The 24,784-nt window shown below is 67.5% G+C and carries 34 protein-coding genes; 25 read left to right on the top strand and 9 right to left on the bottom strand.

All coding sequences use genetic code 11. From position 1 onward, the window contains the following. Positions 1–34: 34 nt before the first annotated feature. From HNP52_RS06990 to HNP52_RS07000, 3 genes are read right to left on the bottom strand one after another with little or no spacing between them, the layout of a single operon-like run. On the bottom strand, positions 35–490 hold the full coding sequence (locus tag HNP52_RS06990; RefSeq protein ID WP_184164320.1) for a GNAT family N-acetyltransferase: 456 nt from the start codon (positions 488–490) through the stop codon (positions 35–37). A 31-nt stretch (positions 491–521) separates the two neighbouring features. Beyond that, entirely contained in the window at positions 522–1,640 is a 1,119-nt protein-coding gene (locus tag HNP52_RS06995; RefSeq protein ID WP_184164323.1) for a carboxypeptidase family protein, read from the bottom strand. After that, on the bottom strand, positions 1,637–2,236 hold the full coding sequence (locus HNP52_RS07000) for a DUF4136 domain-containing protein (protein ID WP_269573011.1): 600 nt from the start codon (positions 2,234–2,236) through the stop codon (positions 1,637–1,639). Before HNP52_RS07000 ends, HNP52_RS06995 begins: the two co-directional genes overlap by 4 nt. A gap of 170 nt (positions 2,237–2,406) precedes the next feature. Here HNP52_RS07000 and ykgO point away from each other — a divergent pair, with 170 nt between their 5' ends. Next, the gene (gene ykgO / locus HNP52_RS07005) at positions 2,407–2,532 is read left to right on the top strand and encodes a type B 50S ribosomal protein L36 (RefSeq protein ID WP_086130464.1); all 126 of its coding nucleotides are present in this window, start codon (positions 2,407–2,409) and stop codon (positions 2,530–2,532) included. A gap of 8 nt (positions 2,533–2,540) precedes the next feature. Beyond that, a complete protein-coding gene (locus tag HNP52_RS07010) occupies positions 2,541–3,152 on the top strand; it encodes an HAD family phosphatase (protein WP_184164326.1) in 612 nt (203 codons plus the stop codon). A gap of 260 nt (positions 3,153–3,412) precedes the next feature. On the opposite strand, the gene pyk is transcribed toward HNP52_RS07010, so the two are convergent. Next, a complete protein-coding gene (gene pyk, locus HNP52_RS07015; RefSeq protein ID WP_184164329.1) occupies positions 3,413–4,891 on the bottom strand; it encodes a pyruvate kinase in 1,479 nt (492 codons plus the stop codon). Positions 4,892–4,965: 74 nt separating this feature from the next. On the opposite strand from pyk, the gene HNP52_RS07020 reads away from it, so the two are divergent. Continuing rightward, complete coding sequence (locus HNP52_RS07020) at positions 4,966–5,340, top strand: DUF1244 domain-containing protein (RefSeq protein ID WP_184164332.1); 375 nt, start codon at positions 4,966–4,968, stop codon at positions 5,338–5,340. On the opposite strand, the gene HNP52_RS07025 is transcribed toward HNP52_RS07020, so the two are convergent. Then, complete coding sequence (locus tag HNP52_RS07025) at positions 5,303–6,160, bottom strand: SGNH/GDSL hydrolase family protein (RefSeq protein ID WP_221416110.1); 858 nt, start codon at positions 6,158–6,160, stop codon at positions 5,303–5,305. The two genes, HNP52_RS07020 and HNP52_RS07025, sit on opposite strands and share 38 nt — an antisense overlap. A gap of 142 nt (positions 6,161–6,302) precedes the next feature. On the opposite strand from HNP52_RS07025, the gene HNP52_RS07030 reads away from it, so the two are divergent. The 5 genes from HNP52_RS07030 to HNP52_RS07050 all read left to right on the top strand — a co-directional run bounded on the left by HNP52_RS07030 (position 6,303) and on the right by HNP52_RS07050 (position 9,135). Further along, on the top strand, positions 6,303–6,539 hold the full coding sequence (locus HNP52_RS07030) for a DUF2312 domain-containing protein (protein ID WP_183999475.1): 237 nt from the start codon (positions 6,303–6,305) through the stop codon (positions 6,537–6,539). 121 nt (positions 6,540–6,660) lie between these two features. Continuing rightward, positions 6,661–7,404 (top strand): YebC/PmpR family DNA-binding transcriptional regulator, encoded by a 744-nt coding sequence (locus tag HNP52_RS07035; protein WP_184164338.1) that lies wholly within the window; start codon positions 6,661–6,663, stop codon positions 7,402–7,404. Between the two features lies 1 nt (position 7,405). After that, positions 7,406–7,894 (top strand): crossover junction endodeoxyribonuclease RuvC, encoded by a 489-nt coding sequence (gene ruvC, locus HNP52_RS07040; protein WP_184164341.1) that lies wholly within the window; start codon positions 7,406–7,408, stop codon positions 7,892–7,894. A gap of 249 nt (positions 7,895–8,143) precedes the next feature. Then, on the top strand, positions 8,144–8,740 hold the full coding sequence (gene ruvA / locus HNP52_RS07045) for a Holliday junction branch migration protein RuvA (protein WP_184164344.1): 597 nt from the start codon (positions 8,144–8,146) through the stop codon (positions 8,738–8,740). Continuing rightward, positions 8,737–9,135 (top strand): GFA family protein, encoded by a 399-nt coding sequence (locus HNP52_RS07050; protein WP_184164346.1) that lies wholly within the window; start codon positions 8,737–8,739, stop codon positions 9,133–9,135. The genes ruvA and HNP52_RS07050 overlap by 4 nt, the downstream gene beginning before the upstream one ends. Before the next feature lie 4 nt (positions 9,136–9,139). Here the strand turns inward: HNP52_RS07050 and HNP52_RS07055 are convergent, their stop codons facing one another. Beyond that, a complete protein-coding gene (locus HNP52_RS07055) occupies positions 9,140–10,036 on the bottom strand; it encodes a 2-hydroxyacid dehydrogenase (protein WP_184164349.1) in 897 nt (298 codons plus the stop codon). Between the two features lie 45 nt (positions 10,037–10,081). Between HNP52_RS07055 and HNP52_RS07060 the strand changes: the two genes are divergently transcribed. The 9 genes from HNP52_RS07060 to pal all read left to right on the top strand — a co-directional run bounded on the left by HNP52_RS07060 (position 10,082) and on the right by pal (position 16,386). Next, complete coding sequence (locus HNP52_RS07060) at positions 10,082–10,636, top strand: DUF4337 domain-containing protein (protein WP_184164352.1); 555 nt, start codon at positions 10,082–10,084, stop codon at positions 10,634–10,636. Further along, complete coding sequence (locus tag HNP52_RS07065; protein ID WP_184164355.1) at positions 10,633–10,989, top strand: hypothetical protein; 357 nt, start codon at positions 10,633–10,635, stop codon at positions 10,987–10,989. Before HNP52_RS07060 ends, HNP52_RS07065 begins: the two co-directional genes overlap by 4 nt. Then, positions 10,986–12,008, top strand: coding sequence for a Holliday junction branch migration DNA helicase RuvB (ruvB, locus tag HNP52_RS07070; RefSeq protein ID WP_184164358.1), 1,023 nt, complete (start codon positions 10,986–10,988; stop codon positions 12,006–12,008). Before HNP52_RS07065 ends, ruvB begins: the two co-directional genes overlap by 4 nt. 44 nt (positions 12,009–12,052) lie before the next feature. Next, entirely contained in the window at positions 12,053–12,499 is a 447-nt protein-coding gene (locus tag HNP52_RS07075; RefSeq protein WP_184164360.1) for a YbgC/FadM family acyl-CoA thioesterase, read from the top strand. A gap of 7 nt (positions 12,500–12,506) precedes the next feature. Then, positions 12,507–13,196 (top strand): protein TolQ, encoded by a 690-nt coding sequence (gene tolQ, locus HNP52_RS07080; protein ID WP_184164363.1) that lies wholly within the window; start codon positions 12,507–12,509, stop codon positions 13,194–13,196. 4 nt (positions 13,197–13,200) lie between these two features. Continuing rightward, positions 13,201–13,644, top strand: coding sequence for a protein TolR (gene tolR / locus HNP52_RS07085; protein ID WP_184164366.1), 444 nt, complete (start codon positions 13,201–13,203; stop codon positions 13,642–13,644). Next, positions 13,641–14,435, top strand: a complete 795-nt coding sequence (locus HNP52_RS07090; protein ID WP_184164369.1) for a TonB C-terminal domain-containing protein — start codon at positions 13,641–13,643, stop codon at positions 14,433–14,435. The genes tolR and HNP52_RS07090 overlap by 4 nt, the downstream gene beginning before the upstream one ends. A gap of 2 nt (positions 14,436–14,437) precedes the next feature. Beyond that, positions 14,438–15,805 carry a Tol-Pal system beta propeller repeat protein TolB gene (tolB, locus tag HNP52_RS07095; RefSeq protein ID WP_184164372.1) on the top strand — a complete coding sequence of 456 codons (1,368 nt, stop codon included), beginning with the start codon at positions 14,438–14,440 and terminating at the stop codon, positions 15,803–15,805. Between the two features lie 68 nt (positions 15,806–15,873). Next, the gene (pal, locus tag HNP52_RS07100; protein WP_184164375.1) at positions 15,874–16,386 is read left to right on the top strand and encodes a peptidoglycan-associated lipoprotein Pal; all 513 of its coding nucleotides are present in this window, start codon (positions 15,874–15,876) and stop codon (positions 16,384–16,386) included. Positions 16,387–16,445: 59 nt separating this feature from the next. On the opposite strand, the gene HNP52_RS07105 is transcribed toward pal, so the two are convergent. Beyond that, the gene (locus tag HNP52_RS07105) at positions 16,446–17,810 is read right to left on the bottom strand and encodes a serine hydrolase (RefSeq protein WP_184164377.1); all 1,365 of its coding nucleotides are present in this window, start codon (positions 17,808–17,810) and stop codon (positions 16,446–16,448) included. Positions 17,811–17,939: 129 nt separating this feature from the next. Here HNP52_RS07105 and HNP52_RS07110 point away from each other — a divergent pair, with 129 nt between their 5' ends. The 5 genes from HNP52_RS07110 to HNP52_RS07130 all read left to right on the top strand — a co-directional run bounded on the left by HNP52_RS07110 (position 17,940) and on the right by HNP52_RS07130 (position 20,677). Then, complete coding sequence (locus HNP52_RS07110; protein ID WP_184164380.1) at positions 17,940–18,845, top strand: SPFH domain-containing protein; 906 nt, start codon at positions 17,940–17,942, stop codon at positions 18,843–18,845. 17 nt (positions 18,846–18,862) lie between these two features. Further along, positions 18,863–19,078, top strand: coding sequence for a toxin-antitoxin system HicB family antitoxin (locus tag HNP52_RS07115; protein WP_184164383.1), 216 nt, complete (start codon positions 18,863–18,865; stop codon positions 19,076–19,078). Next, positions 19,075–19,338, top strand: a complete 264-nt coding sequence (locus tag HNP52_RS07120) for a hypothetical protein (RefSeq protein WP_184164385.1) — start codon at positions 19,075–19,077, stop codon at positions 19,336–19,338. The genes HNP52_RS07115 and HNP52_RS07120 overlap by 4 nt, the downstream gene beginning before the upstream one ends. Before the next feature lie 110 nt (positions 19,339–19,448). After that, positions 19,449–19,721 (top strand): hypothetical protein, encoded by a 273-nt coding sequence (locus tag HNP52_RS07125; protein WP_184164388.1) that lies wholly within the window; start codon positions 19,449–19,451, stop codon positions 19,719–19,721. Beyond that, positions 19,718–20,677 carry an alpha/beta hydrolase gene (locus HNP52_RS07130; protein WP_184164391.1) on the top strand — a complete coding sequence of 320 codons (960 nt, stop codon included), beginning with the start codon at positions 19,718–19,720 and terminating at the stop codon, positions 20,675–20,677. The genes HNP52_RS07125 and HNP52_RS07130 overlap by 4 nt, the downstream gene beginning before the upstream one ends. Here the strand turns inward: HNP52_RS07130 and HNP52_RS07135 are convergent. Both HNP52_RS07135 and HNP52_RS07140 read right to left on the bottom strand, forming a co-directional pair. Next, positions 20,674–21,510 (bottom strand): S1/P1 nuclease, encoded by an 837-nt coding sequence (locus tag HNP52_RS07135; protein WP_311768418.1) that lies wholly within the window; start codon positions 21,508–21,510, stop codon positions 20,674–20,676. The two genes, HNP52_RS07130 and HNP52_RS07135, sit on opposite strands and share 4 nt — an antisense overlap. Continuing rightward, positions 21,510–22,721 (bottom strand): acyltransferase, encoded by a 1,212-nt coding sequence (locus tag HNP52_RS07140; RefSeq protein ID WP_184164394.1) that lies wholly within the window; start codon positions 22,719–22,721, stop codon positions 21,510–21,512. The genes HNP52_RS07135 and HNP52_RS07140 overlap by 1 nt, the downstream gene beginning before the upstream one ends. Positions 22,722–22,859: 138 nt before the next feature. On the opposite strand from HNP52_RS07140, the gene ispG reads away from it, so the two are divergent. Genes ispG through HNP52_RS07155 form a run of 3 tightly spaced genes read left to right on the top strand, consistent with a single transcriptional unit; the run spans position 22,860 to position 24,783 of the window. Next, positions 22,860–23,984, top strand: coding sequence for a flavodoxin-dependent (E)-4-hydroxy-3-methylbut-2-enyl-diphosphate synthase (ispG, locus tag HNP52_RS07145; protein ID WP_184164397.1), 1,125 nt, complete (start codon positions 22,860–22,862; stop codon positions 23,982–23,984). Beyond that, positions 23,981–24,553 carry a hypothetical protein gene (locus tag HNP52_RS07150; protein ID WP_184164400.1) on the top strand — a complete coding sequence of 191 codons (573 nt, stop codon included), beginning with the start codon at positions 23,981–23,983 and terminating at the stop codon, positions 24,551–24,553. The genes ispG and HNP52_RS07150 overlap by 4 nt, the downstream gene beginning before the upstream one ends. Further along, complete coding sequence (locus tag HNP52_RS07155) at positions 24,550–24,783, top strand: hypothetical protein (protein WP_184164402.1); 234 nt, start codon at positions 24,550–24,552, stop codon at positions 24,781–24,783. The genes HNP52_RS07150 and HNP52_RS07155 overlap by 4 nt, the downstream gene beginning before the upstream one ends. The last annotated feature ends 1 nt before the right edge of the window (position 24,784 follow it).

The raw sequence follows: 24,784 nt of genomic DNA on the forward strand, positions 1-24,784 counted from the left end.
GCCGGGGTACTGCGTTGGGATATGGCGGTCTTGCTTACACCACCCGCGACAGGAACCGGCTGAACGGATCCTCGCGATAGTCGCCGAAGGGGCCGCATTCGGTGAAGCCGAACTGGCGGTAGAGCGCATGGGCGGCGTCGAACGCCTCGCCCGATCCGGTCTCCAGGCTCACCCTTTTGTATCCGCGCGAGCGCGCCGTGCCCAGGATGTGCCCGACCAGCTTGGCGCCGGTGCCGCGGCGCAGATGCTCGGAAGCGGTGCGCATCGACTTGATCTCGCCATGCTCCGAATCGAGCTGACGCAGCGCCCCGCAGCCGAGCAGGTCCCCGCCGTCCCACACCGTCCAGAAGGTCACGTCGGGCGCGGCGAGGCCGGAGAGGTCGAGGAAATGGCAGCTGTCCTTGGGCGAATTGGCCAGCATGCCGGCGAAATGCTGCTCCAGCAGCCCGCGGACTCGCGAATCGTCGAGCCCGTCCTCGCGGATTTCCATTTCCTGCTCCCCCTTGTTGTTTTCCTTGGGCTCAGATCTCGTCGATAAATCCTGCCAAAGTCTCAAGGCACGAATGCGCCAGCGTCTTGCAGCGCGCCGGCGACCAGGCGAACTCGGGATCCGCGTTCACTTCATGGTCCTTGAACGGCATCTCCAGCGTCATCGAGACCGCGCCGAAGCGCTCGGCGAGCTGGTTGGTCGACATCGAGAGATTGGCCTGGCCCGGCGCCGACTTCTCATAGCCCAGGTCGAGCTGGAAATCGGGGGTCTGCCTGGCGAGGCGGCGGGCATATTCGTAGAATTTCTCGCCATGTTCGTCGGTCCAGGACGCGATGCCTTCATAGCCGGCCAGGAAGTTGGCCGGGATCGCCTCGTCGCCATGGATGTCCATCGCGAAGTCGACGCCGGTCTCGTCCATCGCCGTCTTGACGAGGAACACCTCGGGGCTCTTCTCCATCGTCGGCGCATGCCATTCGCGGTTGAGGTTGATGCCCGCCGCGTTGGTGCGCAGATGGCCGCGGCGCGAGCCGTCCGGGTTCATGTTCGGCACGATGTGGAACACGGCCTTTTCGCGCAGGGCGAGCGCGGTCGGGTTGGTCGGATCGGTCAGGAACTCGAGCGCCCCTTCCATCCACCACTCGGCCATGGTCTCGCCCGGATGCTGGCGAGCATAGAGCCACACGGTCTTGGGGCCGGTGCCCAGCGTCAGCAGGTCCATCGGCTGGCCGTCGAGCGTCTTGCCGAGCTCGCGGTGCGACACGCCGGGCATCAGCGCCATGCGGCTGACCAGGTCGTGGTGGCGTTCCATCGAATAGGGCGCGAAATAGGCGAACCAGACGAGATCGGTGTCGATCTGCTTGGTGAAGGTCAGCACGCCGTCGGCATAGGACGAATCGGCGGTGCGCCACGCCTCGCGGTCGGTCGACCAGCGTGCCTTGTAGCCCGGCCAGCCAAACGCATAGGCCGCATTCCCTGCGTTCAGCAGGCGGAAGGTGAGCTTGCGCCCCTTCGCGCCCGCCACGCGGAAATGGAACCACTGGTAGAAGTCGGACAGGTGATCGGTGACGATCTCGAGGTCGACGCGGTCGCCCTCGATGCCGACGAGGCGGATGTTGCCGGAATCGAAGCCGGAATTGATCTGGATGGTCATTTCACCGTGATAGTGATGCCGGACTCGCCGGGGAAGTCCTTGAACAATGCCCGGGCCATGCGGGCGGCCGCAACCGCCGGCTGGTCGGGATCGGTGCCGCTCACGCTGCCGCTCTGGGCGCGGCCTTCCCACACGGTGGTGTTGTCGCTGCGCCGGCGCAGCTGCACCCACAGCTCGGTCTGGTAGAGCTCGCGCACCTTGCCGCCGATGCCGAATCCGACATCGCCGCCAACGCCTACGCCGCCGCGGCGCCCGCCGCTATAGCTGCCGCCGCCGACGCCGATGGTGACGGGCGGCGGCTCCTTGAAGGCGCCCTTGCTCGTGCGGCGGAAGGCGACCGCGGCGATATAGCCCGAGGGCGTGCTGCTCACCGACTGGACATAGCCCAGCCGCTCCAGCTCGGCGCGCACCGCGTCCGAATAGGCCTGGTATTCGGGCCCGAACGTATCGGTATTGGCCATCGGCTCGACCGCCACCGTGGTGCGCTCCAGCGGTGCGCCCAGATGATAGCGGGTCACATCGATCGGCTGGGGACGATAGGTGGGAGCGCAGGCCCCCAGCGCGACGAGCAAGGCGATGCTGAGCGGCTTCTTCACGCGACGAACTCCTGTTTCGCGAACGGAACGTCCCCGTTTGCCCTCCAACACGGATCAGGTCGAGTCGGTTCCGCACGGCGACAGGGCGACTCCCGCCTTGACTTGCCCGGCATCGGACACTAGGCGAGCCCCTCTTTCCGGCATTCCATAATTTGAGAAGCGAATCGGTCATGAAGATCGTGAATTCATTGAAGTCGCTCAAGGATCGGCATCGCGACAACCGCGTGATCCGTCGTCGTGGGCGCATCTACGTCATCAACAAGACCCAGAAGCGGTTCAAGGCCCGCCAGGGCTGATCCTGCGCGTGGAGGCCCCGTCGGCCGTCATCTTCGACGTCGGCAACGTCCTCTACGACTGGAATCCGCGGTACTTGTACGAGCGCCTGATCGGTGACGATCGGGCGCTCGACGCGTTTCTGGCCAATGTTGCCACCAAGGCGTGGCATTTCCAGCATGACGCTGGCCGCCCCTTTGCCGAGACCTCGGCAGAGCTGGCCGCCGCGCACCCCGAGTTCGCCGAGATGATCGCGCTCTGGGGTCCGCGATTCGACGAGCAGATCCCGCATGCGCTGCCGGGCATGAAGGAGCTGGTCACGGAGCTCGACGAATCGGGCGTGCCGCTCTTCGCGATCACCAATTTCTCGGGCGAGTTCTGGCCGCCTTTCCGCAACCGCGAATCGGCATTGTTCGATCGCTTCCGGGGCATCGTCGTCTCGGGCGACGAGAAGCTGGTGAAGCCCGATCCTGCGATCTACGCGCTGGCGCTTGCCCGATTCGGGCTGGCGGGATCGGATGCGGTGTTCGTCGACGATCGCGAGGACAATGTCGCCGCGGCGTTCGACGCGGGCATCCATGGCCTGCTGTTCACCGGCGCGGACAAGCTGCGCGCGGATCTCGCCGCGCTGGGGCTGTTGTAAACTCTCACCATTCACTGCCTTCCTGATCCCCGGCGAAGGCCGGGGTCCAGTATCGGTGAATTTTGTGAGGCGCACGCACCTCTCGAACCACATTGCAACTGGGCCCCGGCCTTCGCCGGGGATCAGCCTATGCCTGCCGCAAGCGCAGCGCAGCGAGCCAACCGAGGCTGCGGAGATAAAGAAAAAGGCCGGGCATCGAGCCCGACCTTATTCTAACCCACCCCTAACCCCTCCCTTGCAGGGAGGGGGATCGCAGCGAATCAGATCGCGTCAGGGCCTTCCTTGCCCGGGTGGTTCTTCAGCTCGTCGCCGACCAGCGTCACCACGTGCAGCACGTTGGTCGAGCCCGGCGTCTTGAACGGCACGCCGGCGCACAGCACCACGCGGTCGCCCGATGCGGCGATGTGATGGCGCAACGCCATCCGCTTCGACTTGGCGACCATCTCCTCGAACGAATCGACGTCGCGGGTGTGCACCGCGTGCACGCCCCACAGCAGGCCGAGCCGGCGCGCCGTGTCGATATGCGGGGTCAGCACCAGGATCGGCACCGCCGGACGCTCGCGGGCGATGCGGCGCGCGGTCGAGCCCGAGCTGGTAAAGCAGGCGATGCCCGATGCCGACACCGTCTTGGCGATGTTCTTCGCCGCTTCGGCGAGCGCGTCGGCAGTGGTGGGATCGGGGCGCAGCACGGTGAAGTGGACGCGGTCGCCATGCGCGGGGTCGCGCTCCACCGCATCGGCGATCGAGTTCATCATCGCCACCGATTCGACCGGCCACTTGCCCGCGGCGCTCTCGGCCGAGAGCATGATCGCGTCCGCACCGTCATACACGGCGGTGGCGACGTCCGAGACCTCGGCGCGGGTCGGCGACGGGCTCTCGATCATCGATTCGAGCATCTGGGTGGCGACGATCACCGGGCGGCCCATGCGGCGGGCGGTCTCGACGATGCGCTTCTGCAGCGGCGGCACGGTCTGCGGCGGCAGCTCGACGCCCAGGTCGCCGCGGGCGACCATCACGCCGTCGCACTGCTCGACGATCTCGTCGAGGCGCGCGATCGCCGAGGGCTTCTCGATCTTGGCGAGCAGCGCCGCCTTGCCGCCGATCAGGCGGCGGGCTTCCATCAGGTCCTCGGGGCGCTGGACGAAGCTGAGCGCGATCCAGTCGGCGCCCTGCTCGACCGCGAAGGCCAGGTCGCTGCGGTCCTTCTCGGTGAGTGCCGCGAGCGGCAGCACCATGTCGGGCACGTTCAGGCCCTTGTTGTTCGACAGCGGGCCACCGACCTCGACGATCGTGGTCAGCCGGTCGGGCGCGACCGAGAGCACGCGCAGCACCAGCTTGCCGTCATCGAGCAGCAGGCGGGCATTCTCGTGCGCCGCCTCGAAGATCTCGCGGTGCGGCAGCTCGACGCGGGTGGCGTCGCCCGGGGTCTTGTCGCGGTCGAGGATGAATTCGTGGCCGGTGACCAGCTGCACCTTGCCGTCGGCGAACTTGCCGACACGCAGCTTCGGCCCCTGAAGGTCGGCCAGGATCGTGGTCGGCCGGCCGAACTTCTTCTCCAGGCCGCGGATCGCCTCGAACAGCGGCACCTTCGATGCCTGGTCGCCATGGCTCATGTTGATGCGGAACGCGTCGGCGCCGGCTTCGAACAGCTTGGCGATCATCTCCGGGGACGCGCTGGCGGGGCCGAGCGTCGCGAGGATGCGAACCTTGCGGGTGCGGGGGCTGATTGCCTTTGTCATCGTTGTCATATCCTCGGCTTGTGCCTCGGTGCCTCTAACCTCATATCGCACAGGATCAACCGCCGAGGTGGAAAATGGACGAACTCGATCATCTGGATGACGCTACCGCCGCCAAGGCGTTCCGCACGCTTGTCCGCCACCTCCGCCATCGCACCGATGCGCAGAATATCGACCTGATGGGCCTTGCCGGCTTCTGCCGCAACTGCCTGGCCGACTGGATCACCGAGGCGGACCCGGGAATCGCGAAGGACGAGGCGCGCCGCATCATCTACGACATGCCCTTCTCGGAGTGGAAGGCGCAGCACCAGGGCGAGGCAACCCCCGAGCAGATCGCCCGGATGGAAGAGAGCCTCAGGAAGAACGAAGTCCGCGACGAGGAGCTGGACGAAGCGCTTGACGAGAGCTTCCCGGCTAGCGACCCGCCTTCGATGACCGAACCGGGCCGCTGACCGGCCTGGCCGGCGGCTTGCCCGCGCCGTGTGCCGGTGGCTTGGGCAGCGCGCGCGGGGGCAGGGGCGCCAGCTTCCACTTCATCGCCTTGCCCACCGCCGCGCGCCAGATGTCATAGCCGGTACGGGTCATGTGCAGCCCGTCGCCGAGGAACAGCTCCGGGCGCGGCCTGCCGTCCGGCCCCAGCATCTGCGGCACGATGTCGACATAGCCGAGCAGCGGATCGGTCGCGGTGTATTCGCGCACCAGCGCGTTGGTCGCGCGGATGCCGTCGATCAGCCGCCAGCGTGAGATACTCGGCTTGATCGACAGGAACAGGATGCGCGTGCCGGGCAGCTTCGCCCGGATCCTGGCCACCAGCGCCTGGAAATCGGCGAAGACCTCGTCGGGGGTGTGGCCCGCCTCCAGGTCGTTGTCGCCGGCGTAGAAGACCACCGTCTTCGGCGCATAGGGCGTGACGATGCGGTCGACATAGCGCACGCTGTCCGGGATCGTGGAGCCGCCGAAGCCGCGGTTGATGACATTGTGGCCCGGGAAATCCTTCGCCAGGTCGGTCCACATCCGGATGCTCGAGCTGCCGAGGAACAGCACGCCGCCTTTCGCCGGCCTGGCAACCGCGTCGCGCGCCTCGAACGCGGCGATCTCGGCGGCGAAGGGCTGCTTCTCGACCGGGATCGGGGCGGGGCGGATCGGAGCCGGCACGCGCATCGTCGGCGGCAGCAGCACCGGCGCTGCCGGTTTGGTCTGCGCCAGGGCGGTGGCGGGCTGCAGGACAAGCGTCAGGGCGGCGAGAAGCGGGATTCGGCGGAAAAGCGGCATGGGCATGCGATAGCGGCAGGTGCCCGCCGGGGCAATCGACTGGTGCGTCTGCATGGGGCGGCAAGCGCTTGGGGGTTGAGCGGCGCCGCCGGCTCCGATAATCGCGCCCCTTTCCAGATTCTATTCTTCCAGGAGCTTTCCCTTGTCCGATTCGATTTCCGCCGAGCAGCTGCGCCTTTTCATCGAGCGGATCGAGCGCCTCGAGGAAGAGAAGAAGGGCATCGCCGACGACATCAAGGATGTCTATGCCGAAGCCAAGTCGACCGGTTTCGACGTGAAGACGATGCGCAACATCGTCCGCCTGCGGAAGATGGAGAAGCATCACCGCGACGAGGCGGAGATGCTGCTCGAGACCTACAAGCAGGCGCTCGGTATCTGATCGATTTCCGTTATCCCGCTCCGGACCGGGTCCGGGGCGGGGCGGCGATCTCGGGCCGGGCATTGCCCATTGGCCCTTGCCTGGCCTAGAGACGCGCCACGATTTTCCATACGAGAGCGCAATGGCAGGCCATTCCAAGTTCAAGAACATCATGCACCGCAAGGGCGCGCAGGATAAGAAGCGCTCGAGCATGTTCTCCAAGCTCAGCCGCGAAATCACTGTCGCGGCGAAGATGGGGATGCCCGATCCCGACATGAATCCGCGCCTGCGCGCCGCGATCGCCGCGGCCAAGGCGCAGTCGATGCCCAAGGACAATATCCAGCGCTCGATCGACAAGGCGAGCAAGGGCGACGCGGAGAATTACGAAGAGATCCGCTACGAAGGCTTCGGCCCGGGCGGCGTCTCGCTGATCATCGAGGCGCTGACCGACAATCGCAACCGCACCGCCACCAATGTGCGCACCGCGGTCTCGAAGAATGGCGGCAATCTCGGCACCGCCGGCTCGGTGAGCCACGGCTTCGACCGGATGGGCCTGATCAACTATCCGGTCAGCGCCGGCGACGCCGAGAAGGTGTTCGAGGCCGCGCTCGAAGCCGGGGCCGAGGACGTCACCTCGTCCGAGGACGGCCATGAGATCTGGACCGCGCAGGACGCGCTCCACGAAGTCGCCAAGGCGCTCGAGCCGGTGCTCGGCGAGGCCGAGGGCGCGAAGCTCGCCTGGCGCCCGCAGACCATGGTCGATGTGAACGAGGACGACGCGACCAAGCTGTTCAAGCTGATCGACGCGCTCGACGACGATGACGACGTCCAGACCGTCTGGGGCAATTACGAAGTCTCGGACGCCGTGATGGAGAAGCTGGGCTAAGGTGATCATCCTCGGCCTCGATCCCGGCCTCGGCACCACCGGCTGGGGCCTGATCCGTGCCGAGGGCAATCGCTTGTCGCACCTCGCCAACGGCAAGTTGAAGACCGATACCAAGGCGCCGCTGCCCCGGCGTCTCGCGCATCTCGATGCCATGCTCGCCGCGCTGATCGCCGATCACGCGCCCCAGGCGGCGGCGGTCGAGGAAGTGTTCGTCAATTCCAATGCCCAGTCGACGCTCAAGCTCGGCCAGGCGCGGGGCGTGGTGCTGTGCGCCGCCGCGCGGACCGGCATCGATGTCGGCGAGTACAAGCCGAGCACGGTCAAGAAATCGGTGGTCGGCGTCGGCAATGCCGAGAAGGAGCAGGTCCACGCCATGGTCTCGCGCCTGCTGCCCGGCGTGAAGATCGACGGGCCGGATGCGGCGGACGCGCTCGCCGTGGCGATCTGTCACGCGCACCATCTCGCTAGCGCGCGGCTGGGGCTGCGCTAATTCCCCGGCAGCGGAACTGGCCGCCCCCGGCGAAAGCCGGGGAGCAGAAAAGTCGAATAGCGGGTCGCTCAGGCCGCCAGCGCCGGCAGGGTGATTTCGCTTTCCTACGCAGCGTTGTTCCGCTTATGTACCAGCCATGCGCCAGGCTCTCCCTTGTCCATCGATCCCGCTTCATGCGCGCATGCGTGGGGACTCAAGAGATTCAACATTTTTGCCCGTCCGCCGGGTTGCCGCGCAGGGGAGAACGGCATGATCGCGCATCTCAAGGGCCGCATCGAAGCGACCGGGATCGACAGCGTCGTGATCGACGTCAACGGCGTCGGCTATCTCGCCGGCGCCTCGGCCCGGACGTTGGCGGCGCTCGGCGCGGTCGGCGAGTTCGCGACGCTGCATACCGAGATGCTGGTCAGCGAGGATTCGATCCGGCTGATGGGCTTCGCCACGGCGGCGGAGCGGGACTGGTTCCGCCATCTGACCAGCGTGCAGGGCGTCGGCGCCAAGGTGGCGCTGGCGATCCTCTCGATCCTGTCCCCTGAGGAAGTGCAGACCGCCGTCGCCCGCGCAGATGCGGCGATGATCGCCCGCGCCAACGGCGTGGGGCCGAAGCTCGCCCAGCGCATCGTCAACGAACTCAAGGACAAGGCCGGCGGCGTCGCGCTCGGTGCCAGCGCCGGCGGCGCGGCCCCGGCGAGCGGCGCGGCGCAGGACGCGGTTTCGGCGATGCTCAACCTCGGCTTCAAGCCGGCCGAGGCAAGCGCCGCGGTCAATGCCGCCGCCGATGAGCTGGGCAGCGGTGCCACGCTCGACGCGCTCGTCCGCCTCGCGCTGCGCAAGGCCGCCAAGTGACCACCCGCACCGCCTCGTGCCGCTGTGGCCAGCTCCGCGCCGAATGCACCGGCGAGCCGGTGCGCATCTCGGTCTGCCACTGTCTCAACTGCAAGCAGCGCAGCGGATCGGCCTTTGCCGTGCAGGCGCGTTTTCCCACGGACCAGGTAACGATCACGGGCCAGTCGACCGAATGGCTTGCCCCTTCGGAAAGCGGTGGTCCGCCGGCCAGCTTCCATTTCTGCCCGGTCTGCGGCGGCAATGTCTGGTACAGCGGCGGCGGTATCGCCGACACCATCGCCATCCCTGTCGGCCATTTCGCCGATCCCGCCTTCCCGGCGCCGAGCATCTCGGTGTTCGAGGAGCGGCAATGCGCCTGGCTGAGCATCACCGGCGTGGTCGAGCATTATGACTGAGCGCTCAGCCCAGCGGTGTGAGCAGCGGCTTCCCCGCGAAATGCGCGTCGAGATTGGCGAGCACCAGGTTGCGCATCTCGGTGCGGCTTTCCTCGGTGGCGCTGCCCTGGTGCGGGGCGAGGACGACCTGGTTCATCGCCTTGAGCGCCTCCGGCACCTGCGGCTCATGGGCGAACACGTCGAGCCCGGCGCCGGCGATGCGGCCCTCGGCCAGCGCGGCCACCAGCGCATCCTCGTCGACCAGGCTGCCCCGGGCGATATTGACCAGCACACCGTCCGGCCCCAGCCGGTCGAGTATCTCGGCATCGACGATATTCTGCGTGTCGCTCCCACCGGGGGCGGCGAGGACCAGCACGTCGCTCGTCTCGGCCAGCGCGGCGATGTCGGGCACGAAGCGCCACGGTACCGCTTTCTCGCTGCGGGCGGTGTAGAGCAGCTCGCCGGCAAAGGGCGCGGCGCGAAGGGCGATGGCATGGCCGATCCGGCCCAGCCCGAAAATGCCGATGCGCCGTCCGCTCGCGCGCCTGCCCAGCGGCGCGCTCCAGCCGCCGGCGCGCACCAGCGCGTCGTTCGCCGCGATGCGCCGGTGGACGGCGAGCATCAGCGCGATGGCAAGGTCGGCGACATCCTCGGTCAGCACGTCCGGGGTCAGCGTCAGCGGAATGCCGCGGGCCCGCAGCGCCGCCGTATCGATGCCGTCATGGCCGATGCCGTGGATCGCGACGATCTCGAGGTCGGGCAGCTGCTCCAGCAGCGCCGTATCCAGCTTCGCCATGCCGCCGCCCACCACGGCGCGGATGCCGGGCACCGGCGCGCCTTCATGCAGGGTGAAGCGCTCGGCCAGCGCCGCGCGGAGCGGGGCGGGGACGTTCGAGATCAGCAACAGGTCGGGGCGGGGCATGGTCGGGCACTAGCTCCTGGGGTGCAGGCAGGATAGGGCAGCGCGATGGAAATCGAAGTCAGCGCCGAGGCCAAGGACAAGTCGCTCAACCGCAAGGTGGCGATCACCGTGGTCGTGCTGTCGGTGTTCATGGGCCTGTGCGGGATCAAGGACGGCAATATCGTCCAGGCGATGCAACAGGCCCAGTCGGCCTCGGTCGACACGTGGAACGAATATCAGGCGACCAAGACCAAGCAGCATGTCGCCGAGGCCAGCCGCGTCCAGATCGCCGCGCTCGCCGACCCGAAGCGCGCCGCGCCGGTGCTTGCCGGGCTCGATGCGGAGATCGCCAAGTACAAGGCCGAAGCCCCCCGCCTCGCCGCCGATGCGAAGGCGCAGAGCGACCAGTATGACGCGCTCAACGTCCATGACGACCAGTTCGACGCCAGCGATGCGGCGGTCTCCACCGCCATCTCGATCGCGGCGGTGGCGGCTTTGGTCGAGAGCGGATGGCTGCTCTGGGCCGGCTGGGCCTTTGGCGCCTTCGGCCTGTTCATGGGGCTGTGCGGGTTCCTCGGCTGGGGTTTCCACCCGGCGCTGCTGAGCGGGGTGCTGGGGTGAGCAACCCACATGTCGAGCGGCTGTTCGAAGCCTGTCCATTTCTCCGCGCTCACATCACGGATCCGGATATTCTCGATCTGGCGACAATCGTATTCGGTGGAACTGCCGGCCTGCTGATCGAACACCGGCTGTTCGCGTCGGAAGAGGATCAGGTTTTTAATTATTTCAATAGCTTGGCGAGTCATGGGACTGAGGAGGAACGTCAGATCCTTGGAACGGGCGCGATAGAATTGTTCAACGATACTCCCCAGGCACAGCGCCTTGCGCGGCGGAAGTTGAAAGGCGCGGCACTCGGAATGCTTGAGGAATTGCGGGAATATTTCGGTCAGCCCGATTATGGGAATGCCGCGTGACCGACACCGATCGCCTCCTTTCCTCCGGCCGACGCGCCGATGACGTGGACGCCGCACTGCGCCCGAAGAGCCTCGACGAATTCGTCGGCCAGCGGGCGGCGCGCGAGAATCTCCGGGTGTTCATCGATGCCGCCAAGTCGCGGGGCGATGCGCTGGACCATGTCCTGTTCTTCGGCCCCCCGGGGCTGGGCAAGACCACGCTCGCCCAGATCATCGCCCGCGAGATGGGCGTCGGCTTCCGCTCCACCTCGGGTCCCGTCATCGCCAAGTCGGGCGACCTCGCCGCGCTGCTCACCAATCTCGAGGATGGCGACGTCCTGTTCATCGACGAGATCCACCGGCTGAATCCCGCGGTCGAGGAAGTCCTTTATCCGGCGATGGAGGACCGCGCGCTCGATTTGATGATCGGCGAGGGACCCTCGGCGCGCAGCGTGCGGATCGACCTGCCGCGCTTCACCCTGGTCGGCGCCACCACCCGCCAGGGGCTGCTCACCCAGCCGCTCCGGGATCGCTTCGGTATTCCGGTGCGCCTCAATTTCTATGGGGTGGACGAGCTGGAAAAGGTCGTCACCCGCGCCGCCTCGCTGCTCGACCTGCATGTCGCCCCCGATGGCGCGCATGAGATCGCGCGGCGTTCGCGGGGCACGCCGCGCATCGCCGGCCGCCTGCTGCGCCGGGTGCGCGATTTCGCCAATGTGCTGGGCGAGGATGTGGTGCATGCCCGGGTGGCCGACCAGTCGCTGACCCGGCTCGAGGTCGATGCGCTCGGCCTCGATGCGATGGACCGGCGCTATCTCATGATGATCGCCGATATCTACAAGGGCGGCCCGGTCGGCGTGGAGACGCTGGCGGCGGGGCTCAGCGAGCCGCGCGACACGATCGAGGAAGTGATCGAGCCCTATCTGATCCAGATCGGGATGATCGCGCGGACGGCGCGTGGACGCTGCCTCAACGCCGCCGGCTGGAAGCATCTCGGGCTCAATCCTCCGTCCACCGCGCAGGAAGGGCTGTTCGACTGAGGCTGGGGGTTTCCCCCGCGGAATTGCCGGGTTAGGGGCCGGGAATGCATGCCGCCTTTGCCCCTGGCCGCTTCGAGGGCCTCGAGCATCATTTCGTCCTGCGTGTCTATTTCGAGGACACCGACCTGAGTGGCGTGGTCTATCACGCCAACTATCTCAGGTTCATGGAGCGGGCCCGCTCGGATATGCTGGCCCTGGCCGGCGTCGACCAGCGCGCCGTCCATGAGGCCGGCACCGGCGCCTATGCGCTGCGCGAGGCGAACATTCGATTCCGGGCGCCGGCGCGCTTGGGCGACGAACTGGTGGTGGTCAGCAGGCTGGTCCAGCTGCGCCCCGCCGCAGTGGATATTCATCAACGAGTCATGCGCGACGTTACCATAGTGGCCGAAGCGGAAGTCGAGGCGGTGTTCGTCTCCCCGTCCGGGCGGCCCCGCCGGCAGCCGGCGGAATGGATGGATCGATTCGCGCCGCTGGTCTGGAAGGGGAACTGAACCGATCATGGAATTTATCAGCACCGACGCCGCAACCATGTCGCCGATCGGCCTGTTCCTGCAGGCGGACTGGGTGGTGCGCGCCGTGATGATCGGCCTGCTGCTCGCGTCGCTCTGGACCTGGACGATCATTCTGAGCTTCGGCTTCCGGGTCGGCTCGGTGCGCAAGGCGATCGACAGGTTCGAAAGCGAATATCGCGAAGCCGATGACATCGACGAGTTCCACCGCCGCGCCGCCGGCCGCGAGCAGCCGATTGCCCGGGTCTTTGCCGCCGGCGTTACCGAATGGCGCCGTTCGACATCGGGCAAGGCCATCGACCGCGAAGGCACGCGCGAGCGCCTGGCCACCGCGATGGGCGCGACGATCGCGAACGAGATCGACAAGCTGGCCGACCGGCTGAACTTCCTCGCCACCATCGCCTCGGCAGCGCCGTTCATCGGCCTGTTCGGCACGGTGTGGGGCATCATGCGCAGCTTCACCGGGATCGCCAAGGAGCAGAGCTCCTCGCTTGCCGTGGTCGCGCCGGGCATCGCCGAGGCACTGTTCGCCACCGCGATCGGCCTGTTCGCCGCCATCCCGGCGCTGATCGCGTACAACCGCTATTCGCATGCCGTGAACCGCGTCGAGGCGCGGCTCAACCGCTTCGCCGACGGCTTCCACGCGACGCTCAGCCGTCGCCTGGAGATGGAGGCCTAAGCCGGTGTCGATGCACCTTCCTTCGAACAAGGGGCGCGGCCGCCGCGCGCCGATGGCCGACATCAACGTCACCCCGCTGGTCGACGTGATGCTGGTGCTGCTGATCATCTTCATGGTCACCGCGCCGCTGCTCACCGCCGGCGTGCCGGTGAACCTGCCCGAGAGCCGCGCCAAGCCGGTCGACCAGGACCAGAAGCCCGTCCAGATCTCGATCGACGACAAGGGCCAGGTGTTCGTCGACAACGAGCTGACCGCCGACACGGCGCTGCCCGCCAAGCTCGAGGAGATCGCCGGCCGTGCGCCGGGTCCGGACGGCAAGCCGGCGGCGGTGTTCCTGCGCGCCGACCAGGGCCTGGGCTATGGCAAGGTCATGAAGGTGATGGGCGAGCTCAACCATGCCGGGCTCAACCGCGTTTCGCTGATCACCGACGCGAGCGCCAAGCCGTGAACCGGACCGAGGGAGCAGGGCTGACCGTTGCGCTGATCGGGCATCTCGCCCTGTTCGGGGTGCTGTCGGTCGGTTTCCTCGCCACTCCCAATCCGATGAAGCTGAAGCCGACGCCGATCGAAGTCGCGCTGGTCGACCAGGTCGCACTGGAAAGCACCTCGCCGACGCCGACCAGCGAAGAACCGGCCGCCAAGCTCTCGCCGGTGGAAGCGCCGATCGAGCCGGACAGTGCGCCGCCCGAGCCCGCGCCCAACCCGCAGCCTATCGCCAAGCCGCAGCCCGCGCCGCCCAAGCCGGCACCGGCGCCCGATGCGGTAAAGCCCGCGCCGAAGACACCGCCCAAGGCAGCCCCGGCCCAGGCGCCGTCGCGCCCGTCCAACCGCCCGGTTGCACCGACGGGTCGGCTCGACGGCCTGCTCAACGGCATCAACGACAAGCCGGCAAAGAGCACCTCGGTCACGCCGCCCGCCGCCACGGTCGGGCCGGAGCAGAAGGCTGCGCTCAGCGCCGCGATCATCCGCCAGATCCGCCCCCACTGGGCCCCGCCCAGCGGTGCCGATTCGGACAAGCTGCGCACGACGGTGACGGTGCGCCTCAACGAGGACGGCTCGCTTGCGGGCGAGCCGCGCGTCACGGCGCAGACCGGCATCACCGACAGCAATCGCGCCCAGGCCGATCTCGCCCGGGACCGCGCGATCCGAGCGGTGAAGCTGGCGGCCCCTTTCAAGCTGCCGCCGCAATTCTACAGCGCGTGGCGAGTCATAGCCCCGGTTTTGTACGAGGACCTGTGAAGATGAAATTTGCCCATCTGACGATCGCGGCCCTGCTGGCGAGCACCGCGGCCACCGTCGCGCAGGCGCAGGAAGTGCCGGCGCCCGCACCGATCCCGACCCCGGACCAGGACACGCCGCTCAGCGTCGACGTGAGCAATACCGCCGCCAAGGACCTGGTCATCGCGATCCCGGCGATGCCGACCTCGCAGTCCGTCGACACGCCGGCGGGCCCTACCGACCAGCTCGGTGCCAAGCTCGCCCAGGTGGTCGAGGACGATCTGCGCAACACCGGCTTGTTCAAGACGCGCGGGCCCTCGGCCAGCCGCGGGATCGCGTACAGCGAAGTGGCCGCGCCCAATTACGGCAGCTGGAACGGCAACCAGGCGATCATCCAGGGCTATGTTCGCGCCAATGGCAACGGCTCGCTGACCGTCGGCTGCTATCTCTACGACGTGCTGCTACAGAGCGAGCTGGTCCGCCAGGGTTTCGTCGTCTCGCCGGGGGACTGGCGTCGCGCGGCGCACAAGTGTGCCGACGCTGTCTATTCGAAGCTGACCGGCGAAGGCCCCTATTTCGACAGCCAGGTGGTCTACGTCGCGGAGACCGGCCCCAAGAACAAGCGCCGCAAGCAGCTGGCGATCATGGACCAGGACGGCGCCAACCACCGCTTCCTCACCAACGGCCAGTCGATCGTGCTGACGCCGCGCATGTCGCCGAAGCAGAACGCGATCGTGTACATGAGCTACACCCAGCGCAAGCCGTCCATCTATGTCTATGACATGGCGGCGCGCTCGAACCGGCTGCTCGTATCCAATGTCAGCCTCAGCTTCGCGCCGCGCTTCTCGCCGGACGGCCGCTGGGTGCTGTTCTCGATGTCGCAGGCCGGCAACACCGATATCTATCGCATCGCGGCGGCGGGCGGCGAATCGCAGCGGCTCACCAACTCGCCGGGCATCGATACCGGCGGCAGCTACTCGCCCGACGGCTCGAAGATCGTGTTCGAGAGCGACCGCGGCGGCACCCAGCAGCTCTATGTGATGGGCGCCGATGGCTCGAACCAGCACCGGATCAGCTTCGGCGGTGGCCGCTATGCCACGCCGGTGTGGAGCCCGCGCGGCGACCTGATCGCCTTCACCCGCACCGGCGGCGGCGCGTTCCGGATCGGCGTGATGAACCCTTCGGGCGGCGGCGAGAAGCTGCTCACCAACAGCTGGGGCGACGAGGCGCCGAGCTGGTCGCCCAACGGCCGCGTGCTGATGTTCTTCCGTTCGGCCCAGGGTTCGGGCCGGCCGGACCTTTGGTCGGTGGACCTCACCGGCACCAATGCGCGGCGTATTCCCACGCCGCTCGACGGATCGGATCCCAGCTGGGGACCGATTCGCCCCTGAAACGTTACCGCATCTGTGCTAGCGTCCGGGCAAGCGGACGAGATGCGACCAGAGAAGGAGGAAAGACCATGTCCAAGATCACGACTGGCCTGGTGCTCGGCATCGCGCTGATCGCCACTGCGGGTTGCACCAAGAAGCGCAATGTCGCCGACATTCCGCCCGCGCCGTCGGATACCGGTCCGGTCAATGCCGGCGAGGGCGACAGCGATACGGTTGCGGCGCCGATCAACGAGCAGTTCCGCCGCGAAGTGGCGAGCGACACGATCCACTTCTCGTTCGACCAGTATGACATCGATCCGGAAGCGCGCGCGATCCTGGACAGCCAGGCGCAGTGGCTGACCAGCCACCCGAACACGCGCATCACGATCGAGGGGCACTGCGACGAGCGCGGCACCCGCGAGTACAATCTCGGCCTGGGCGATCGCCGCGCCAATGCCGCGAAGAACTACCTCGCTTCGCGCGGCATCTCGCCGGCGCGGATCACTACGATCAGCTACGGCAAGGAGCGCCCGATCGCGCTCGGCTCGGACGATGCCAGCTGGGCGCAGAACCGTCGTGCGGTGACGATCGTCATCAGCTAAGGCGTTTCGCCAGACAGGACACGGGCCGCCGGGAGCAATTCCGGCGGCCTTTTTCGTGGTCAGGGCTGGCGGTTCAGCGGCAGGGCAGGTCCTTCGCCGCGGGCGAAATAGTCGAGCCGGATCACCGCGCCGTGCGCATCGCGTACGGGCAGGAAATAGCTGAGCTCGTCGGGCATGAAGCGGATCGCGCCGTCGCTGCCGAGCATCGCCGGGGTGCCGCTGCGATTGGGGCGGCTGATCACCAGCCCGCCGTCCTGCACCGCGATGGTGCGGGACGTTGCCGGATCGCTGCCATAGCTGCCGGCAAGCGGCGCCAGCGATCCGGCTGGAACGGCGCTGGCGCGTTGGAGCGGATAGGGCTTGCCGATCACGATCGCCGCCATCCGCCGGGCAAGCGTCTGCGCGTCGAAGCTGTCGCTGTTGGCGAGCACCACCACCGTCGCGTCTTCGGCGGGCAGGTAGAACAGCGCCGAGGTGAAGCCGTTGATCTGGCCGGTATGCCCGATCGCATCCTGACCGCGAATCTGCCAGCGATAGAGGCCCAGCCCATAGCGCTCCTGCACACCGACGCTCGCCAGCGCAGGCTTGCTCATCTCGGCAAAGCCAGCTGTGCCGACCACCCGGCCTTGCGACAATGCGCGCATCCAGCGCAGCAGGTCGGCCGCGGTCGAGCGCAGCGATCCGGCGGTCTTGGGGATCGAGACATTGAACGGCGCGGCATTGCGCAGCACGCCCTTGTCACTGGAATAGCCGCTCGTCCGGCCGGGCACGATGTCGTCCGGGCGGTCATAGGCGGTGTTGGCCAGTCCCAGCGGCACGAGCAGGCGCGTCCGCATCGCCTCATCCCAGCTTTGCCCGGTCACTTTCTCGATCACTGCCGCGAGCAGGATATAACCGGCGTTCGAATAGCGCTGCGCGGTGCCGGGCTCGAAGGCGAGCGGTCGCGCGGCGATCCGCCGCACCTGCTCGGCGATCGGTACTTCGCCATTGCCGAAGGGCGGCTGCGCCACCGTATCGGTCTCGCTGACGCCGGCGGTGTGGCTGAGCAGCTGGCGCAGCGTGATCCGCGGATCCAGCGGGACGTCGGGTAGATAGCGCACCGCCGGTGCATCGAGCGAGACTTCGCCGCGTGCCCCCATCTGGACGAGCAGCGCACCGGTGAAGCTCTTGGTGATCGAGGCGATGCGGAACAGCTGGTCGGGTGACAGCGGCACGCCCAGCTCTACCTCCGCCATGCCGCGCGCCTTGCGGTAGAGCACCGTGTCGCCCCGTGCGATCAGCACCACCGCGCCCGACCCCTTCGGATCGATTGCCGCGGCCATCGCCGAATCGGCATCGGGGGCGATCATCGCGGGGGAGGGCTGGGCCCATGCCGGCGTCGCCAGCATCACGGTGCAGAGCATGGCAGGCAGAAAAGGCCGCATCGATTCCCCCTCTCGAACGGCGGACACTCTCTCGAATGCGGATGAGCCGGGCATGAACCGCGTTCCGATTCCGCTTGCGGGGCGTTTCGACTCGATATAAATACGATATCATAATTTTGGGAGGTAATGATGACTGACGTTCGTAGCGCCGCGCCGGCACTGCGCCAGAGCAGCGAGAAGACTGCAACCACGGCAAGCGGCTATGGCATGCTGCTCGTGGCGCTGCTCGCGATTGTCGCGGCGGGCGTGGCGCTCTCGCAGATCGACCGCATCGCCGACTGGATCGTGATCACCACGCTCCTGGTCGCGATCGTCGTCGAGCTGTTCGTGCTGTGCGGCTTCTATCTGCTCCAGCCCAACCAGGCGGCGGTGATCACGCTGTTCGGCGACTATCAGGGCACCGATCGCACCACCGGTCTGCGCTGGGCCATGCCGTGGCTGATCAAGAAGAAGGTCTCGGTGCGCGCCAACAACATCATTTCGGAGCGCATCAAGGTGAACGACCTGCGCGGCAACCCGATCGAGATGGCGGCGCAGGTGGTGTGGCGCGTGACCGACACGGCGCAGGCGCTGTTCGACGTCGACGACTACAAGGCGTTCGTGAACGTCCAGATCGAAGCGGCGGTGCGCACCATCGGCTCGCGCTACCCCTATGACGATTTCGAGCATCAGGAAGTCACGCTGCGCGGCAATCACGACCAGGTCGGCACCGAGCTGCGCGGCGAGCTGATCGAGCGTCTGCGCGTCGCCGGCATCACCGTCGACGAGTGCGGCTTCACCCATCTGGCCTATGCCCAGGAGATTGCCGGTGCGATGCTCCGCCGCCAGCAGGCCCAGGCCGTGGTCGCTGCCCGCCAGACGCTGGTCGAGGGTGCGGTCGGCATGGTCGAGATGGCGCTGGCCCAGCTTTCTGCCAAGGACGTGGTGCATCTCGACGACGAGCGCCGCGCCGCCATGGTCTCGAACCTGATGGTCGTGCTGTGCGGCGAGCGCGATACCCAGCCGGTGGTCAACACGGGCTCGCTCTACCAGTAAGTATCAAGGCGTACCCCGTGTCCGAACCGCCCCAGAAGAAAGCCTTCCCGCTCCGGCTCGATCCCGCGCTCTATGCGGCGATCGAGCGGTCGGCGGCGGCCGACCTTCGCAGCGTCAATGCCCAGGTCGAATGCCTGCTGCGCGAGGCGCTGGGGCGCCGGGGCGTGAAGCTGGCCGAGCCGGTGCGCGCCCGGCGCGGCCGCCCGCCCAAGGCAAGGGAAGACGAAGCATGACCCGGCCCCGACGTCCCGATGCATGGTTCGTCCGGGTCCGCCGGGGCGCCAAGGTCAACATCACGCCGTGCGCGCGGCAGGGCTGGGCGGTCACCATCGCCTATGTGCTGTTCAGCATGGCGCTTACCCCGGTGATCCTTCCGCCCGAACCGGTGCGGGTAGCCGCCTGGCTGATCCTGTTCCTTGCCGCGACGGCGCTGTTCCTGGTCGTCGCCTGGCGCACATCCTCGCCTGCCGCGGACGACGGCAAGGCCGACTGAAAGGCTTTCGCGATGTTGCTCGCCACGCATATCCGCCGTGCGCATCTGCCCTATGTGCTCGGTATCGCCGGGCTCGCGCTGGCCGCCGGCATCGCCTTGGCGCTGTTCCAATGATGGGCGCCCGCTTCCGTGAGCAGGGCTCGGTTCGCCCCGGCTACTGGTTCCGTCCCAAGCGCTTCGGCCTGGGCGCGGTGCCGGTGACCTGGCAGGGCTGGGCGGCGACCTTTGCCTTTGCTGCGATCGTCGGCCTGATCGTCAATTTCGCGACGCACCGCGATCGGCTGTGGCTGGTGCTGCTCCTGCCCGTGGTCGGCGCCTATCTATGGCTGATCGCAAGCAAGACCGATGGCGACTGGCGTTTCCGCTGGGGCGGTGACCAGTGATCCGCCGGAGCCTCGCGCTCGCCGCGCTCGCCATCGCGTTCCCGGCACTGGCGCAGGAAGCGCCCGCAGGCATCGAGATCACCGCGCCGGGCCCGCAGGGGAGCCTCGCCGGTACGCTGCTCGATCCCGATCCCGGCGCACCGCTGGTGCTGATCGTACCCGGCTCGGGTCCCACTGATCGCGACGGCAACAATCGCTATGGCGTCGCCGGCGGACCCTATCGCCAGCTCGCCGAGGGGCTGGCGAAGCGCGGCGTCGCCACGCTGCGTATCGACAAGCGCGGCATGTTCGGCAGCAGGGCGGCGGTTGCGGACGGCAATCATGTGACGATCGCGGACTATGCGGCGGATGTCCGCGCCTGGATCGAGATCGCGCGCAAACGCACCGGTCGTTCCTGCATCTGGCTGGGCGGGCATAGCGAAGGCGGGCTGGTCGTGCTCGCGGCCGCGCAGCAGCCCGAAGGGGTCTGTGGCGTGGTGCTGGTCGCCGCCGCCGGGCGGCCGCTTGCCGCGATCATGCGCGCGCAGTTTCGCGCCAATCCGGCCAATGCGCCCTTGCTTGAGCCGCTGCTGTCGCTCGTCGATACGCTGGAGAGCGGCAAGCATGCCGACACCGCCGCGATGCCGCCGCCGCTGCCCGCCTTGTTTCCGGATGCGGTGCAGGACTTCCTGATCGACCAGTTCCGCTACGATCCCGTGAAGCTCGCGGCGTCGCTGAAGGTGTCGCTACTCGTCACCCAGGGCGATCGCGACATCCAGATCGGAGTGTCGGACGCCCGGGCGCTTGCCGGTGCGAGGTCGGGTACCGGGCTCGCGATCGTGCCGGGCATGACGCATGCGTTGCGCATCGCCGCGAGCGAGGAGCGGATGGCGAGCATCGCGACCTATGGCGATGCGTCGCTGCCCGTCGCCCCGGCGCTGGTCGATGCCATCGCCGGGTTCGTTGAGAAGCGTTAGGCCAAGGCCTCGTCAAGCAGGCGGGCAAGGCGCAGGCCGCCCTTGATGACCTGGGTGCGTGCCTCGGGCACCCACTTCTCGATCATCGGCTCGGTGATCGCGATGCGGGTGGTGATCGGCTTGCAGGTTTCGCCGCCATTGAGGTCGGCATAGACGGTCTTGGCCAGCTCCCAGCTGTCCTTGCCCCAGTCCTGCACGGTGCCGCCGCCCAGTTCGGCGCGGTCCTTGCGGCTATAGGTGCGCACGATGTTCGGGCCCGAGGTGATCGCGCGCTCGGCGAGCAGCCCGTCCCACACCGAATGGAGGTTCAGCCGGTCGGTGGTGTAGATGCCATAGCTGACCTGCGCCTTGTTGCCGCCGGCGTCATGGTCATGTTCGGCGCCGTGCAGCGGCTGGCCGATATCCCCGACGAAATGGACGAGGAAGAGCAGCGCCTTCACCCGCTCGACCTGCGGCGCCTTGCGGTCCTTGAGGAGCTTCACGTCGCGCTCGATCTGGGCGGAGACGCAATTGCCGTCCTTGCATTCGGCGGTCACGTCGAACGGCTTGCAGACGTCGGCGTCCTGATAGTGCCAGACCGAGGCGTAGCGCCAGTCATTGCCCAGCTTCTTGATGCAATCGGCCCATACCGAAGCCTCTTCGATATTGGTCGCCGGGCAGCCCTCGGTCTTGAGCAGGTCGGTGTGGCGGAGCAGCTGGGTGATCTTCGCGCGGGTGGCCGGGGTGACGTTGCGCCAGGCGATCGCGGCGACCGTCTGGTGGCCATATTCCCAATAGGCGTTGGCGGGCGCGGCAAAGCCGATCAGGGCCGCGAGGATCACGAGAAAGCGCATCAGACTACTCCAGAGGCAGGCGCTGTCTCCCTAGCAGGATGTTCGGGCTTCGCCAGCCGGTTGAGTCCGATGAGCGGGCGCAGCCAGCCGATCCGCCGGCCGATCAGATAGGTCGCGGCACAGACGCTCGCCGTGCCGCCGAGCAGCAGCGCGAAGTCGAGCGGGGCGCTCAGGTGCAGCGGTAGCGAATACCAGGCGATCAGCACGATCGCCGGGTGGTGGACGATGTAGAAGGGGAACACCGCCTCGGCGAGCGGCCTGCGCAAGCGATGATCGTGGTTCCAGCGCGTCTCGGCGATGTGGAACAGGGCGAGGATCATGCCCCAGGCCATGGCGGTGCGGGCGGCGCGATCGAGCGCCATCACTTCATGCGGCGGCACGCTGGCGCCCGGCCAGGTCAGCTCGACCGCGACGACCACCGCGCCGGCCAGCGCCGCCATCGCCGCGCCCGGCTTCCAGTTGCGCGCGATCGCCGTCCATAGCCTGGGCGATCCCGCCAGCGCGAAGCCGAACAGGAAGATCGGCACATATTGCGCATGCCCGCCCCAGTCGCGCAGCAGCCCCTGGCGTTCGGGCGCCACGAACAGCAGCGCCAGCCGCGCTACCGCCAGTGCCGCCACCGGCACCCAGAGCAGGCGGCGACCCTGGGTGAGCCATTCCGCCGCCGTGCCGATCGCGCGCAGCGTCCGCCCGCCGTCGCGCGCCAGCACCAGCGCGAGCAGCAATGTGTAGGCGGCGAGATAGGCGACGAACCAGAGATGCTCCCAGCTCGGGAACTCGCGGCCCCAGAAGATGCCGCTGCGCCAGTAATCGAGCGCCCAGAAATGGAGATATCCGTGCGGATAACCATTCTCCATCACCCGCACCCACATCTCGAGCGGCACCAGCACCGCCATGCCGAAGGCCAGCGGGATGAGCAGCCGCAGCGCACGGCTCCGCGCGAAGTCGCCGGGCGCGCGGTCATAGAGCTTGCGCGAGGCATAGCCGGAGACGGCGAACAGCAACGGCAGCCGCCAGGGGGTGAGCAGCGCCATGGGCGGGATCAGCCACTGGAAGGCGTAGCCGGTCTTGATCACCCAGTCCCAGGGCGAGAAGGCCATGGCGATGTGATAGAGGATCAGCAGCCCGAACGCAGCGATCCGCAGCCAGTCCATGCCGTAATGGCGCTGGCTGGTTCGCGGTGCAGCTACGGGAACAGGATCGTGCCGCATCAGGCCTCGGGATAATCGAACAGCCTGCAAGCTTAACCCGGGTTGCTTAGCATCGCGTAAAGCCAGGCCCCGCATCTGCACGGAATCTCGATATTCTGGCGGCTGGCCCCCCGGGGCCAAAGCGCCTATATGGCCGCCATGTCCGTACGTCCCTGGCGCGATATCGTCCGGCGGCCCAGCCGTCAGATCATGGTGGGTAATGTGCCCGTTGGCGGCGATGCGCCGGTGACGGTGCAGACCATGACCAACACTGCCACCTCAGACGCGCGCGCGACGATCGACCAGATCCGCCGCTGCGAGGATGCCGGCGTGGATATCATCCGCGTCTCCTGCCCGGACGTCGAATCGACCGCCGCGCTCAAGCAGATCGTCCGTGCCAGCCGGGTGCCGATCGTCGCGGACATCCATTTCCACTACAAGCGCGCGCTCGAAGCCGCCGATGCCGGCGCCGCATGCCTGCGCATCAATCCGGGCAATATCGGCAGCGCCGACCGCGTGAACGAAGTGGTCAACGCCGCCAAGGCCAATGGCTGCGCGATCCGCATCGGCGTGAATGCCGGCAGCCTCGAGAAGGATCTTCTCGAGAAATATGGCGAGCCGTGCCCCGAGGCGCTGGTCGAATCGGCGCTCGATCACATCAAGCTGCTCCAGGACCGCGACTTCCACGAGTTCAAGGTCGCGGTGAAGGCATCGGACGTGTTCCTGGCCGTCGCCGCGTACCAGCAGCTGGCCGACGCAGTCGATTGTCCGCTGCACCTCGGCATCACCGAGGCGGGCGGTTTCGTCGGCGGCACGGTGAAGAGCGCGATCGGTATCGGTTCGCTGCTTTGGTTCGGTATCGGCGACACGATCCGGGTCAGCCTCTCGGCCGAGCCTGAAGAGGAAGTCCGCGTCGGCTTCGAGATCCTCAAGGCGCTCGGCATCCGCAATAGGGGTGTCCGCGTCGTCAGCTGCCCGAGCTGCGCGCGCCAGGGCTTCGACGTGATCCGCACGGTGCAGGCGCTCGAGGACCGGCTCCAGCACATCCGCACGCCGCTGTCGCTCTCGGTGCTCGGTTGCGTGGTCAACGGCCCCGGCGAAGCGCGCGAGACCGATATCGGGCTCACGGGGGGCGGCAATGGCAAGCACATGGTCTATCTGTCGGGCGTCACCGATCACACGGTGAACGATGCCGACATGCTCGATCACATCGTCAAGCTGGTCGAGGCCAAGGCGGCGGAGATCGAGGCGGCCAGCGAGGCCGCGGCCCAAGCCGCCGAATGATCCTGGCAGCGATCGTCGCGCAGGTGGTGATCCCGCCCGCGCCGTCGACCGAGCCCGGCACCCTGCTGCGCGCCCAGGTTCTCCAGCGCTGGGACGTCGACAGCAAGCCGCATCGCCAGTTTCCGGAACTGCCGATCTTCCAGCAGCGCGTGGAGCCGGCGGGCGACATGATCCTCGCGCTTTCGGGCGCGGAGGCGAAGGCGTTCAAGGCGCGGACCGGCATAGGCGTGATCGGCAGCTGGGAAGTCGCGGAATGGCTGGTCCAGCCGCGCGACCCCTATGCCCCACTGGTCCACCGTGGGTTCCTGTTCTGCGACCGCGACGGCAAGCGCTATCGCCTCTGCCTGCGCGACGCGGATGACGATGGCCGGGTCGAGGCGAAGGGCGAAGTGGTCCCCGGAGGGATCGTCTTCACGCCGATCGAACCCGCGCCCTACAACATCTCCGGCAGCTCGGGCGAACCCAATATTTCGGCGTCACCATCGCCTATGATCACCGTCCCGACGGGCAGCTGGATTTCTATGCGTCGATCGCGGGCAATTCGAGCGCGCGGATCAGCCGGCCGGTGATCGTCGATCCCGCGCGGCTGCCGGCGAGGGTCGAGCTGCTCGGCGCCCAGCTCACCGTGCACGCCTGGGACGGCAAGAAGCCCATGGTCTCGGTCGACCGGATCATGACCAGCGGAGCGATCCGGCTGGTCGAGGCGCCGGTACCCGGTCGGAGCGGCAAGAGCCTCCGCGTCGAGATGGTCGACGGGCCACTTCCGCAGATGGTCGTGCGCGCGATCGATAAGCGCTAGC

Source organism: Sphingomonas kyeonggiensis (assembly GCF_014204495.1).
In the GTDB taxonomy this organism is placed as follows: domain Bacteria; phylum Pseudomonadota; class Alphaproteobacteria; order Sphingomonadales; family Sphingomonadaceae; genus Sphingomonas; species Sphingomonas kyeonggiensis_A.